We start from the raw sequence: 12,778 nt of genomic DNA on the forward strand, positions 1-12,778 counted from the left end.
TAGCATCCTAAACCTTACTTCAAGCGAGCTTAAAATGGTTCGAATGAAGCTCTCACAGTATTTGGAAAAATTACAGGAATTGGAGAAGGAAAAGGGTGCTAAGAGATTGGTGGCCTATATAAGGCCCAAACCTAATTTTAATCTGGAGGATTTTCAGATGACTCTTGGGAAAAGGATGCCCGATCATATGATTCCGGCTAAATTCATTCAAGTTGAGGAATTTCCCAAACTGCCCAATGGCAAGATAGATTTTAGAAAAATAAAAACCAGCACCCAAGAAGCGGTAGGTCCAAGAACGGTTATTGAAAAGCCGAAGAACAAAATAGAAGAGCAGTTGGTAGCCATATGGGAGAAGGTTTTAAATTTTTCCCCAATCCATACCACCGATAACTTTTTTGAGATAGGGGGAGATTCTATATTAAGCATTCAGATCATTGCTAAATTACGGGAATGTGGTATTGATATTACCCCCAACCAATTATTTAAGCATCAGACTATTGCAGCACTATCAGCAGAAGTGAAGTCGTCCCTAAAACCAACCTATACCTACAGGCATTTGGTGGAGATTAAGGGAACGGGCAGTAAACCTCCGTTGTACTGTCTTCATGCAGGGGGTATCCATTTATTTTCCTATAACCGATTGGCAGATTATATGGATTCCCAAAGGCCTATTTATGCATTGCAGGCCTCCGCAGTAACGGGAAAACTAAAACTCCATAAGAGCGTGGAGGAAATGGCCCATGATTTTTTAGATGAAATTAAAATAAATCAACCAAAAGGACCCTACCATATTATGGCCTATTGCTTTAGTACCGCTGTAGGTTTGGAAATCGCTAGGATTCTTGAAGAGCGTAAAGAGGAGGTGAATTTTATAGTTGTAGATACTATAGCACACTTTCATCAGTTGTTCGCTTGGAATAGGACTAAAACTCGGATTTTGAATATTTTGAAGGTTTTACGAGATCGGCGTGTAAATAGGTTTTTTGGCTTAATAAGAAAAAGAATAAAAAGTTTCATAGATCCCAAACTTGTTAAATATTTAGGGGAAAAAGAAGAAAGAAAAATAGAAAGACTTCGATTAAACTACTTGAAAATATATAAAAAGTATTCATGGGATGTCTACAAGGGGAAATTTATATTGTTACTAACCGAAAGTGGAGGGAGGCATTTAGTTTCAGACATAATAAAATCATGGGAGAAAATCACCGAAAAAGAGAATGATATAATAGATATTGAAGGAAAGCATGAGGAACTATTTTCCGATGTTGGGGTAAGGGACACAGCAATCTCTTTAGAATACTGTATGGAGAATTTTGAAAATGAATTGGATAAAACTTTTGAACGAAACCTTCAAAGTAATATCCTGTTAACACCCATTCAGCATTGGTTTTTTGATACGCACAAAAGACAACCACATTATTGGAATCAAATCGTCCGTTTAACGAATGTAGGTTCTTTAGATCAGACTAATATTAAATCAATTTTGGATTTTCTGGTATTTCAACATGATGCACTTCGGCTCAGTTTTAGTAACAATACAGATGGTTGGAAGGCAAATTTGCATCCCAAAAAAAATGTGGAAGTTTTTCGATTAGTGGACCTGAGCCAAACAGAGGATGTACTTGAACAGAATAAAGAGATTAAAGAAGTTATATTGGGTGTTCAGGAGAAGTGTAGCTTGGTTGACGGCCCATTATTTAAATGTCTTTTTTTTAAATGTGGAGAATTACAGGAAAATAAGATCTATTTATTGGCTCACCATTTAGTTATTGACTCGGTATCATGGAGTTTACTTAACAAAAATTTTAATACGGGAGTAAAACATCAATTTAAAAAGAAGCCCATAGTTTTATCGGGAAAGACACTTTCCATTAAACAATGGGGTGAATATCTTTTGGAATTATCAACTTCTCCCGAAATATTGAAAGAACTGCCATTTTGGGAGATGCAGAAGGAAGACTCCTATATGTTTCCATCAGATTATACACAGAGGAATAATCACTTTGAGGAGTGTAGTATAAAAGTATTAAAGGCCGTAATAAGTGAAGAGGAAACCTCACTAATGTTACAAGGAACTGATTGGGGGTTTAGTACAGAAATTGAGGAGTTATTGATTACGGTTCTTCATACTGTGCTTAGTGAGTGGAGCAATTTGGAACGGATATGTTTCGGATTGGAAAAACATGGTCGTAATGCCGGCATCTTGGAGGTAGATGTTTCAAATACTGTTGGATGGTTCACTTCCTATTTTCCTATTTCAATAAATATTTCAAAAACTTCCACTTTAAAAGCACGATTAAAACATGTTAGTGAACAATTAAGGTCGGTCCCTAACGATGGGATAGGCTATGGTATATTAAAATATCTTAATCAGGATCAGAGAAGAAATAGTAAACTGAGACAAAAGCCGCAAGTAATTTTCAATTATTTGGGTATAAGTAGTGATAACAAGAATGGATCTAATGTGGGATTCAAAATGATTAATAAGTGGAGTCGTCATCCAAATAGTGAGCGTAGTTATGGTTTGGAAGTGAATGCAATCATAGAGAATGGGCAATTGCGAATGAATTGGAGTTACAGTACCGAATTATTTAAAGAAACCACCGTTAAAAATTTAGTTGCTAGGTATAATACAGTTTTACGTGAAATTCTTTTGCAATGCTAGTTTTATTAAGAAAAGCATTGGAAAAGGTAATAGGGACAATACAAGAGAGATAATTTTATCTTTCATGAAATGCAATAGAAACATATTAAGCTGCCTCAGGTTGATATATCTGGGATTTATTTGAATTACATAGGCATATGAACAAGGGTTTCGGATTGGGGCCATTTAAATTAATCACCAATATGATAGGGGGTAAATCATTGGATCTTGCTAGTTTAGAATCAGGGGCTGTACATATATGGTATATTGATGCTTCAGCTAGAATAGATAGTCGTTATTATGAAATGTTAAATGCGTGCGAAAAAATAAGGGCAGAAAAGTATAAGTTTATTAAAGATAAAAATATGTTTATAACTGCTCGCTCAGTTTTGAGAATGTTGTCTGCATTTTACCTTAACAAAACTCCTTCTCAAATAGAGATTAAATATGGCCCATTTGGTAAGCCATATCTCTATGGGGAAAACAGATTGAAATTTAATATTTCCCACTCAGGTTGCCGGGTTGTGCTGGCTTTTTGTAAACAGGGAGCTATAGGAGTTGATATTGAAAAGATAAAGACCAATTTTGATGTAATGGAAATAGCTGAAAATTATTTCTCAGAAATGGAAGTCAATGCACTTGGCGCAATCCCCCAAGCTGACCAGAAAAAGGCGTTTTTTCGTTGTTGGACTCGGAAAGAATCCTTTTTAAAAGCAATTGGAGAAGGGCTTTCCCTTCCATTAGATTCATTTTCTGTTACCCTTGATGGCGATAAGAATGCTGTATTGCTAGAAACAAAATGGGATCCATCTGAAAAAGAGAAATGGAAAATGTTTTCATTTGTACCGGACACCAATTACATGGGAGCGATTTCTGTCCACTCTAACATTGAAAATATTAAATATTACAGATGGGATAAATTCAAGGAATTGCTTCTTTGTGAAGAAAGACATCCAAACGATCGCCAATAATTTAAGAAATAATAATAAAATTTTCTATCACAGTATTTTTTTCTGGTATGGCAAGCTATAAGTTATACGCGGTTTTGCTATTCATTTAATTAAAATCTTAATCTTCGTTAAGATAAACAGATTTGAATAAAACTTAGGCATTACTCCCCTACATAATCACAGATTTCTTCACCAATCGCCATAAGAGTAGTAATCTCCTCCTCCGTAAAGTCGTACGGTACTGGTTTTGCAATCCCCAAGGTGCCGAATAACTTATTTTCCTTTAATAAGGGAACGGCAATAGACCCTTCTACCTTTGTCTCTTTGGCGGCAGGACGCGCCACCCCAGAATCGTCCGTTTGAAGATTACACATTTCCACCGGCTTCCTGCGCTGGGCTGCAATACCAGCCATTCCTTTTCCTACAGGTATTTTTGAAAGTTTGGGTACCAAAAAAGACGGAATTCCCTGCTGTGCTTTTAGGTGGAGTAGGGACGGGTCTTCCTCTATGAAATGAATGGTCCCTGTAGTGCAACCATAGGCTGCAATGATAGTAGATAATACCTCTTCCCAATTTATGGGTTTTGTAGACAAGAGTGGGGTTACGACGGTGTTAGACATTGCATTCTGTTGTTTTATCTGCGTTTAAAATAGATCAATGTTCAAATTTACCGAATTCATTTCATACCTGCCAATCCACTTTTTATACAGATTTAAACTATTTCCCTGGGACAGTAGTTATCAGAGGATTGGGCTATCACCAACGTACTTAGAAATATTTTTCCATAATCACATAATCTTGTCCCGCTTTGTTAAAACGGGTATTGGTTGGTGAGAAACCAAATTTCTTATAGAAATCTTGCTTGTCCAATCGGGCATTGCACCATATTTTATTAACCTTATAATCTTCCGCACAATTTAAAAGATGGGTGAGAAGCATGCTGCCATAGCCTTTTTGCTGTTCTTTTTGATCGGTTGCCAATTTTCGGAACTGTGCAATCTTATTCTCGATAAATAGGGAGACCACAGAGACTAAAACCTCATCCACATAAAGTCCGTAATGAATTCCATGGGCGTCATTTGGCAGTATTATAAAGGTAAGTGGCTTTTGGGGCCACATAACCCTTTGCCTAAGGGCATAGGTTTCCTCAGCAGGTATTTGTCGTATCTTTTTATTCATTACTAGCCAATAGGCCATTGACTATTAGGTACTGAGAGGCGGCATAGGTGCTCATTATCCAGAAATTGGCCATTGGTACCGGAGTGTTAAATTTATTGATGGCCAAGATGCTATCTGAAATAATAAAGAAGATAGCTCCCAATAATACCAGCGAGTAACTTTTCATACCAACTTCTGCTTTACGGTTAGAGGACGTTATGGCCATTACCAAAATCGCTATTATATAAATAATCACGGGAACCATAAAATCTCCCAAGTTTTCCATCACCATTAAAAAAATGGCAACCCCAAAGCTAACTATGGCGGTAAGTATTATCCAATATTCTCTGGTATAACTAAGATTTCGCTGACTCGTAAAAACAACACTATAACTTAAATGAGCCAATAAAAATGCAGTTAATCCCAGGGTGAATAATGAAGGTGAACGAAGTTCAAAAAGCAAAATAATATCACCAATTAAGGAAAAGAACAAGGCCAGAATCGTAAATTGAAATGTTTTTTTGGGCAGATGCTTTCCGTGTAATCCAAAGTGAATCATCAATGAAATAACGATCAGCGGTTTAGTTAGAAGCCTATATTCATGAAAATTTAAATAGCCAAATAGAAGGTCTAGAAAGACAATAAAAACATAACCGAGTAAGAAGTATATGGACTTAAAGTTCATATGCGGTGGGGAGGTTTTTATGGATTAGATGGGTACATTCTACGTTTTTTAATTACAATAAAACAGAGTGTTAGCTGTAATAAAATGGCAATTCCATTGGTGAGCCATAGTGCGATGGCATTGAACCTAATACCATAAAAACACCAAAACAGGTATATTACAACCCAGCCAAAGATAAATCCGTTAGACAGGCTACTGGGTCCTTTAAATCTATATTCCTTATAAACTTGAATTGCGATAACCAAACAGGCACATAAACCAGCTACTATACCAATAGTTTCAAAGATATGTTCTGGAATACTATAGATAAAATTCATACCACAGCGTATTTAAATTTAATTAAAAAATTATAAACCTAACCTATACTATCATTTTTTTTAGGGATGGTATGGATCAAAATCTACCTTCCCCAAGCCCAATGGAACTTTTTTATCTTACATGGTAATTACTCTTAAAATTAGCTCAGGGATGTTGGTTTATTATAGGATTTTAAAATTTAGTTTGGCATGGAATGCCCAAATTCATTGTGAACTTTAGTCCTTCCTTTATTATTGACAGACCCCCATTTCTAGGAGCAGCTTTATACAAATATATATATTTAAATGGTTTATGCTAGTCCAATCAAGTATATAGGTCTCAATAATGAAAGCTATGTAGTACGGTAGTGGAGTCAGGGGGTATAAGTATGGTATAGACTAGCTATAATTTTATTCCGTGGGTTGTAAACGAAATTCCTTGCTGCCCCGTTGTAGATATCATGACCGCTTCAAAAATAGGTTCATGATCGTTTGGATGAACCGCCCAATCGAAAATGAAATTGGCTCCGGTGCCTCCATATTTATCATCCTGATCTATTACTATTTCAATTGTTTCCAATGGTTTTAGGAAAATTGGCTTGTCAAAATAAGTGCGTATAAGGTTTCCCTGCGTATCATAATAAGATGCTTTTAAAAGAAATACTGTGTCGGATATACTTACATTCCGCATGCTCGCAGTTGCGGTTAAGTGGTGAAGGGCCTTTTCCGTACCGTCGTAAATGGAGGAGTAAATGGAAAGATAGGAGCTACCTTTCAATAAAGTATCATTTTTGGGTAGGGTAGTATAGCGATTACTCCAGTTGACAGGATCTATATGACTTATTTTCTTTTCCTCGGTGCAACTTATCCCGAAAATCGATGCAAATAGCATCACCCATAATATTCTTTTCATTGTAAATGTTTTCAACTATCTATATTTTTAATGGCTTTTCCGAAAAGACGGGTGTTAATTTAGGTAAGTTGGTATTGCTTATAAAGTTCGGGCAATCAACGGGGTTAGGTCAGTCTTTTCCACTCAGGATGCCTTTCCAAGTAGCCCGCAACAAACGGACATTTGGGTATCAAGGTCAAGTTTTTCTTTTCTATATCCTCCAAAACTGCTTTTACCAGGGCAGAGGCAATTCCTTTACCTCCTAATTCTTGGGGCACCTCGGTGTGGATAAGGTAAATTTTATTCTCTTTTCTTTTAAACTCAATTTTTGCTACTGAACCAGCAACATGAAACTCGTATTGTTGGTCTTTTTCGTTGACCACTAAATTATAGGGCATAGACATATATTTTTACCAAAACTGGGCCAAAAGCTTTCCCATTTTATTCAACCTACTTTTAAAAGTACTAATCATATCCAGTGCTTCCAGAATTCTTTTAGGTTTTCGGCCTCATATAACACAATGCCATGGGACATCTGTTTAAATATAACAAATTAATGGGAACTAAAATGAATTTTCCAACTAGCTAATCAAATTTTAAATGCCCTTAAAATAGATGACTTTGGGAATCCCTTTTCCCATTCGTCTACACAAGGCGTTAACTCAAGGCCGACTTGTATACTCTTAGGCACCTTTCACGAGCTTCTTTGTGGTCTACCATTTTATCGGGATAGCTTGGATCCGCAATATTCGGAACCCATTTTTCTGTGTATTTACCCTCCTTGTCAAATTTATCTGCTTGGGTCATAGGGTTAAAAATTCGAAAATATGGTGCGGCATCCACACCGCTTCCAGCGGCCCATTGCCAATTCCCTACATTGGAGCTCATTTCATAATCCAGTAATTTTTCCGCAAAATACGCTTCCCCCCATCGCCAGTCTATTAGAAGGTGCTTACATAGAAAACTGGCTACCAACATGCGTACCCGGTTGTGCATATAACCGGTAGCATTTAATTGTCGCATCCCGGCATCGATTAATGCGTAACCCGTTTCACCTTTCTTCCATTTTTCAAATTCCTTTTCATTATTGCGCCACTCAATTCGGTCGTACTTAGGTTTAAAGGCATCTGTAACGGTATTTGGATAATGCCATAAAATTTGCATAAAAAATTCGCGCCAAATCAATTCACTCATAAAAACTTCATTTTCCGATGAAATTGCCTTTTTTACAATGCTGCGAATAGAAACGGTTCCGAATCGTAAATGAGGACCCAGTCTGGAGGTACCGTTTTTGATGGCAGGGTAGTTTCTGGTATCCTCATACTTACTAATTAGGTTGGAAGTAAGAGTGTAATCGGGAATTTTAACTGTTGAGACTTCAAAACCTATATCGGACAGTGATAAATTGGGCAGTCTGCTGTGCTGCATAAAATTCTTTAAACTATCTTCCGATGCACTGGGTTGCAAATGTTCGTCATTATTAAATTTAAACAACCATTTATTCTTGTAAGGTGTATATACTAGGTATGGGTCTCCGTCAGATTTTACAATTTCGTCCTTTTCAAAAATCACCTGATCTTTATAGGTGCTAAAATTAATGTTGTTTTCAGTGAGAAAACCCTTTATTTCATTATCCCGGTTCAGGGCATAAGGTTCATAGTCCCGGTTGGTGTAAACGTGCTTTACCTCATGTTCTTGAACTAATTTATGGAAAATGTCCTTGGGCCTACCGTGATAAATAGCCAGGGAGGAACCATAATCCTCCTGAAGTTGTGAGCGCATGCGTTGAAGTTGATCATAAATAAAGGAAACACGAGGATCTTTTTTGGGAAGTTTATCCAGGATTTCTGGGTCAAAAATAAATATAGGCAGCACTGGGAGGGAACTTTCCAATGCTGCAAATAGCCCAACATTGTCTTGAAATCGCAAATCCCTCCTAAACCAAAATATTGCTATCGCTTTGCTCATTTTAGTCGGTACTTAAGGTTGATAGTCCGCCATCTACACCAATAACCTGCCCCGTTATCCAAGCACTTTTGTCGCTTAAAAGAAATTGTGCGGCATTACCGATATCCGCGGTGTCACCTATTTTTTTTAAGGGGTGTCTGCTTGCCATGTTTTTGCGTTTTGCTTCGGTATTCAATAATTTGGAGGCTAATGGGCTATCTACCAAGGAAGGTGCTATTACATTAACACGAATTTTTGGCGCGTATTCAGCTGCAAGTGACCTTGCAAAACCTTCTATGGCTCCTTTGGATGCTGCGATACTGGTATGAAAAGGCATGCCCTTCTTTACGGCTACGGTACTAAAAAATACCATACTAGAATTTTCTGCCATCCTCGGCATAATCTGTTGAACTACCTTAACCATAGCAAAGAAATTGATATGCATATCCTCCTTAAAACCTTCTAGGTCTATTCTTTTAAAGGGCTTTAAGCTTATGCTTCCTGGTAAATAGGCAAACCCGTGTAACTCTTGGGGCAATAAACCTAGGTCTAAGGTGTCCGCAGTGGCATCAAAAGGAATATGCACCAATTGCAGGCTCCCTAAATCCCCTTTTGTCCTAGAGGCAACGTACATAGTAAAATCTGGCACCAAGCTTTTGGCCAAGTATTGCCCAATTCCATAAGACCCTCCAATAAGTAGCATGTTCTTTTTCATGGATATTATATTTTGTTAACTGCAATAATTTTAGATCTCATCTTTGAGTGATTTTCTGGACCCAAGGGTTAAAATGATTTAAATTCTACAAACGATGCTTGGTTTTCAACTTCCCCAAACAGGGTAATTAATTTATTATTTCTATAATCAAAGATTTTCTTTAATTGATTTTTCACCAAAAATGGATGGACCATTCTTCCGAAAATTCCCAAAGGGAGTTTGTAATCAATGATATCTTCCATTACCACTCCTTGGGGGACAGCCCTTAAAAAGTGTTTGTGATGCCATAGGGCATAAGGACCCGCCCGTTGCTCATCCACAAAGTATTCACCTTCCTGTACGTGGGTTATTTCTGTAAGCCAATGGGTGGTATACCCTGGAAATGGAGAAACGGTATACAGTATTATTTTTCCGGGAAACATTGGGGATTCCCCTCCTGTTAAGATATGAAATCCCATGCTATCTGGAGTTATAATGCTGAGATTTTTTGGGTCTGTAAGGAATTTCCAAGCCTTTTCCTGGGAAATGGGAAGGGTTTGTTTGGAACGGAGTTGATAGTGCATTGATAATTTATTTATGTAAAGTTATAAAAATTGTTTAATGAAAAGGTAAATAAGTTAAACAAATTTAATTAGACTTGAAATGGAAAGAAATTTTTTGTTTAAAAGGGTAGGGGGAGTGTCTTGTGAGAACACACTAAGTTTGGGGATTGTTCTGTGATATCTGCTTAAATAATGTTAAATTAGCCAGAACTCAATAAATAAGATAAACATGAAAAAGTATTTAATTTTAACATTAGTATTAGCCATGGGCATGGGCATGCAAGCACAACTCGCTACTCCACAGCCCAGCCCTTCGGCAACAATTGTACAGAAGGTAGGGCTTACCGATGTTTCCTTGGAATATTCCAGGCCTTCCATGAGAGGAAGAACAATTTTTGGGGATTTGGTGCCCTACGACAAATTATGGAGGACAGGAGCCAATGCACGAACAAAAATTAGTTTTAGTGATAACGTTATGATAGGGAACCAGGAGCTAAAAGCAGGTTCTTATGCCATCCTAACCAAACCCGGTGTTTCCAATTGGGAGGTTATCTTCTATTCTGAGGCCGATGGCAACGGTGCGCCCGCTACCTTGGATCAAAATAAGGTAGTTGCTAAAGTGAACGCAGCGGTACAATCAATGCCCATGCCTATAGAAACCTTTACCATAAGTTTTGATGATTTATCGGATAACTCGGCCACTTTGGGCATACTTTGGGAGAAGACCTATGTAGGTGTTAAAATTGAGGTGCCTACAGAGCGGAAGGTAATGAAGAATATAGATATGGTGCTTAATGGCCCTAGTGCAGGGGATTACTATGCAGCGGCTGTGTATTACCTAAATTCGGATAAAGATATCAATCAGGCTAAGGCATGGATGGAAAAGGCATTGTCCATGACCAAGGAGCCTGCTTTTTGGCAGTTAAGGCAGCAATCCCTTATCTATGCCAAGGCTGGTGATAAACAAAAAGCTATAGAAACAGCAAAGAAATCCTTGACTGCCTCCAAAGCGGCGGGCAATGCAGATTACGTTAAGATGAATGAAGATTCCCTAAAAGAGTGGGGAGCCAACTAACTGATACAAAATGTAGTAAATAAAAGCCCGTCCCTTGGCGGGCTTTTATTAGATCAAGAATTTTGGAAGGAGGATAGACAGGAGGTATTATAGGTAATTCCCTTACGATATCTTAAATAGTCGGTCCAAGCTCTCAAGGATAAAGGATAGTAAAATAACGAGGCTACATCCAAAGGCATTGAGCCATAAATAGGACATCCAATCATTATCAAACCCTATAATAACTACCACCTGGGTAATGATAGCAGCTATAAAAACGGCATTTCCCCTTATATATTTAAAGAAGAAAGCAATTAGGAATATGCCCAGTACGTTGCCGTAAAATATGGATCCTATAATATTTACCAACTGAATTAAATTCTCAAAAAGATTGGCATAAAATGCAATCAATATGGCAATTACCCCCCATAAAAGTGTAAAATACTTAGACGCTTTTACATAATGTTGTGGGGAGGCTTCCTTCCGTTTATTTCGTTTATAAATATCCAAAGCCGTAATAGTCCCTAATGCATTTAGCTCTGAGGCAGTAGAGGACATGGCAGCCGATAAAATAACAGCTAACAAGAGTCCAATTAATCCCTTTGGAAGATAGTTAAGGATGAAATGGATAAAAACGTAATCCTTGTCTGTGGGCTCTGCCTTATCATCTGCCTTGGAAATTAGGGCCCTAGCCGCTTCCCGGTTCATTTTTTCCTTTTTGTTGATATTGATGATCTGTTGCTTAGCATCCTGGGTGCTGTCATATTCATGTAAGTCCAAAGCGACCGCAAATTTGTTTTGGGCTATTCTCTTTTCTGTCTCCAACCTAAGGTGCTCTTTTTCCAAGAGCTGGTATTCCTTGGCGTAGGGAGAATTCATCACTGCTTTGGTAGCTGCGGGATTAAAATTTAAGGGAGAATGGTTGTATTGAAAGAAAACAAATACCATCACCCCCACCAAAAGAATAAAGAATTGCATGGGAATTTTTAGAATTCCGTTGAATATTAGCCCTAGTTGGCTTTCTCGTACAGATTTACCTGAAAGATAGCGTTGTACCTGACTTTGATCTGTGCCAAAATAGGCGAGAGCAAGGAACAACCCTCCCGTTATACCACTCCAGAAAGTATATCTACTAGAAGTGTTAAAACTGAAATCCAATATGTTTAGTTTATCGCTTGCCCCAGCAACTTTCAAGGCTTTGCTAAAGGTGATATTATCTGGTAAATAGCTCAAAATAAAGAAGAATGCAATAAACATTCCGGTCATTATGATAAACATTTGTTGTTTTTGGGTGATGCTTACCGCTTTTGTTCCCCCAGATACGGTATAAATAATTACTAAAATACCGATAATGACATTTAGGGTATGAAGATTCCACCCTAACACAGCAGATAGGACAATGGAAGGTGCGTATATGGTAATACCTGCGGCAAGTCCACGCTGTATTAGGAAGAGAATGGCAGCCAAAGACCGGGTCTTTAAATCGAATCGACTCTCCAAAAATTCATAGGCAGTGTAAACTTTAAGTCGGTGGTAAAGCGGGATAAATACAATACAAATAATAATCATGGCCAATGGAAGCCCAAAATAGAACTGTACAAAGCCCATTCCATCGTGATATGCTTGCCCAGGGGTGGATAAGAATGTGATGGCACTCGCTTGTGTGGCCATAACGGATAATCCAATGGTCCACCATTTTGCAGATTTGCCGCCTAGCACGTAATCGTTTACATTTTTACTACCCTGTGTTTTCCAAACCCCAAAACCAACAATAAAAAGTAAGGTTCCACCGAGTATAATCCAATCTATGGTTGCCATGCTATTGGTTTGCGGTCATTAATAAATAAAATAAGATAATATATAGTGCATTGAGTACAATGACCAATGTGTACGCT

At 37.8% G+C, this 12,778-nt stretch carries 13 protein-coding genes; 3 read left to right on the top strand and 10 right to left on the bottom strand.

Going from position 1 to position 12,778, the window contains the following annotated elements:
• The first annotated feature begins 43 nt into the window (after nucleotides 1-43).
• Together BV214_RS14575 and BV214_RS14580 are read left to right on the top strand one after the other, a co-directional pair.
• Entirely contained in the window at nucleotides 44-2,665 is a 2,622-nt protein-coding gene (locus BV214_RS14575) for a condensation domain-containing protein (RefSeq protein WP_176328531.1), read from the top strand.
• Nucleotides 2,666-2,802: 137 nt separating this feature from the next.
• Nucleotides 2,803-3,615 carry a 4'-phosphopantetheinyl transferase family protein gene (locus BV214_RS14580; protein WP_086478245.1) on the top strand — a complete coding sequence of 271 codons (813 nt, stop codon included), beginning with the start codon at nucleotides 2,803-2,805 and terminating at the stop codon, nucleotides 3,613-3,615.
• Between the two features lie 140 nt (nucleotides 3,616-3,755).
• Here the strand turns inward: BV214_RS14580 and BV214_RS14585 are convergent, their stop codons facing one another.
• From BV214_RS14585 to BV214_RS14625, 9 genes are all read right to left on the bottom strand, one after another.
• Nucleotides 3,756-4,214 carry a GAF domain-containing protein gene (locus BV214_RS14585; RefSeq protein WP_086478246.1) on the bottom strand — a complete coding sequence of 153 codons (459 nt, stop codon included), beginning with the start codon at nucleotides 4,212-4,214 and terminating at the stop codon, nucleotides 3,756-3,758.
• Between the two features lie 148 nt (nucleotides 4,215-4,362).
• Complete coding sequence (locus BV214_RS14590) at nucleotides 4,363-4,773, bottom strand: GNAT family N-acetyltransferase (RefSeq protein WP_086478247.1); 411 nt, start codon at nucleotides 4,771-4,773, stop codon at nucleotides 4,363-4,365.
• Nucleotides 4,766-5,437 carry a lysoplasmalogenase gene (locus BV214_RS14595; protein WP_086478248.1) on the bottom strand — a complete coding sequence of 224 codons (672 nt, stop codon included), beginning with the start codon at nucleotides 5,435-5,437 and terminating at the stop codon, nucleotides 4,766-4,768. Before BV214_RS14595 ends, BV214_RS14590 begins: the two co-directional genes overlap by 8 nt.
• A 17-nt stretch (nucleotides 5,438-5,454) precedes the next feature.
• Entirely contained in the window at nucleotides 5,455-5,754 is a 300-nt protein-coding gene (locus BV214_RS14600; protein WP_086478249.1) for a hypothetical protein, read from the bottom strand.
• 382 nt (nucleotides 5,755-6,136) lie between these two features.
• Entirely contained in the window at nucleotides 6,137-6,646 is a 510-nt protein-coding gene (locus BV214_RS14605; protein WP_086478250.1) for a DUF3124 domain-containing protein, read from the bottom strand.
• 104 nt (nucleotides 6,647-6,750) lie between these two features.
• Nucleotides 6,751-7,023, bottom strand: a complete 273-nt coding sequence (locus BV214_RS14610) for a GNAT family N-acetyltransferase (protein ID WP_223883364.1) — start codon at nucleotides 7,021-7,023, stop codon at nucleotides 6,751-6,753.
• A 259-nt stretch (nucleotides 7,024-7,282) separates the two neighbouring features.
• Complete coding sequence (locus BV214_RS14615) at nucleotides 7,283-8,593, bottom strand: cryptochrome/photolyase family protein (RefSeq protein ID WP_086478252.1); 1,311 nt, start codon at nucleotides 8,591-8,593, stop codon at nucleotides 7,283-7,285.
• Between the two features lies 1 nt (nucleotide 8,594).
• Nucleotides 8,595-9,287 (bottom strand): SDR family NAD(P)-dependent oxidoreductase, encoded by a 693-nt coding sequence (locus BV214_RS14620; RefSeq protein WP_086478253.1) that lies wholly within the window; start codon nucleotides 9,285-9,287, stop codon nucleotides 8,595-8,597.
• A gap of 68 nt (nucleotides 9,288-9,355) precedes the next feature.
• Nucleotides 9,356-9,850 carry an SRPBCC family protein gene (locus BV214_RS14625; RefSeq protein WP_086478254.1) on the bottom strand — a complete coding sequence of 165 codons (495 nt, stop codon included), beginning with the start codon at nucleotides 9,848-9,850 and terminating at the stop codon, nucleotides 9,356-9,358.
• Nucleotides 9,851-10,058: 208 nt separating this feature from the next.
• Between BV214_RS14625 and BV214_RS14630 the strand changes: the two genes are divergently transcribed.
• Nucleotides 10,059-10,904, top strand: coding sequence for a DUF2911 domain-containing protein (locus BV214_RS14630; RefSeq protein ID WP_086478255.1), 846 nt, complete (start codon nucleotides 10,059-10,061; stop codon nucleotides 10,902-10,904).
• A 102-nt stretch (nucleotides 10,905-11,006) separates the two neighbouring features.
• On the opposite strand, the gene BV214_RS14635 is transcribed toward BV214_RS14630, so the two are convergent.
• Nucleotides 11,007-12,701 (bottom strand): sodium:solute symporter, encoded by a 1,695-nt coding sequence (locus BV214_RS14635; RefSeq protein ID WP_086478256.1) that lies wholly within the window; start codon nucleotides 12,699-12,701, stop codon nucleotides 11,007-11,009.
• Between the last annotated feature and the right edge of the window lie 77 nt (nucleotides 12,702-12,778).

The sequence above is a fragment of the Arenibacter amylolyticus genome, from assembly GCF_002150785.1.
Classification (GTDB): Bacteria; Bacteroidota; Bacteroidia; order Flavobacteriales; family Flavobacteriaceae; genus Arenibacter; species Arenibacter amylolyticus.

Coding starts and splice junctions, on each gene's coding strand:
- BV214_RS14575 (WP_176328531.1), top strand. CDS start 44: ATGAAGCTCTCACAGTATTTGGAAAAATTACAGGAATTGGAGAAGGAA.
- BV214_RS14580 (WP_086478245.1), top strand. CDS start 2,803: ATGAACAAGGGTTTCGGATTGGGGCCATTTAAATTAATCACCAATATG.
- BV214_RS14585 (WP_086478246.1), bottom strand. CDS start 4,214: ATGTCTAACACCGTCGTAACCCCACTCTTGTCTACAAAACCCATAAAT.
- BV214_RS14590 (WP_086478247.1), bottom strand. CDS start 4,773: ATGAATAAAAAGATACGACAAATACCTGCTGAGGAAACCTATGCCCTT.
- BV214_RS14595 (WP_086478248.1), bottom strand. CDS start 5,437: ATGAACTTTAAGTCCATATACTTCTTACTCGGTTATGTTTTTATTGTC.
- BV214_RS14600 (WP_086478249.1), bottom strand. CDS start 5,754: ATGAATTTTATCTATAGTATTCCAGAACATATCTTTGAAACTATTGGT.
- BV214_RS14605 (WP_086478250.1), bottom strand. CDS start 6,646: ATGAAAAGAATATTATGGGTGATGCTATTTGCATCGATTTTCGGGATA.
- BV214_RS14610 (WP_223883364.1), bottom strand. CDS start 7,023: ATGCCCTATAATTTAGTGGTCAACGAAAAAGACCAACAATACGAGTTT.
- BV214_RS14615 (WP_086478252.1), bottom strand. CDS start 8,593: ATGAGCAAAGCGATAGCAATATTTTGGTTTAGGAGGGATTTGCGATTT.
- BV214_RS14620 (WP_086478253.1), bottom strand. CDS start 9,287: ATGAAAAAGAACATGCTACTTATTGGAGGGTCTTATGGAATTGGGCAA.
- BV214_RS14625 (WP_086478254.1), bottom strand. CDS start 9,850: ATGCACTATCAACTCCGTTCCAAACAAACCCTTCCCATTTCCCAGGAA.
- BV214_RS14630 (WP_086478255.1), top strand. CDS start 10,059: ATGAAAAAGTATTTAATTTTAACATTAGTATTAGCCATGGGCATGGGC.
- BV214_RS14635 (WP_086478256.1), bottom strand. CDS start 12,701: ATGGCAACCATAGATTGGATTATACTCGGTGGAACCTTACTTTTTATT.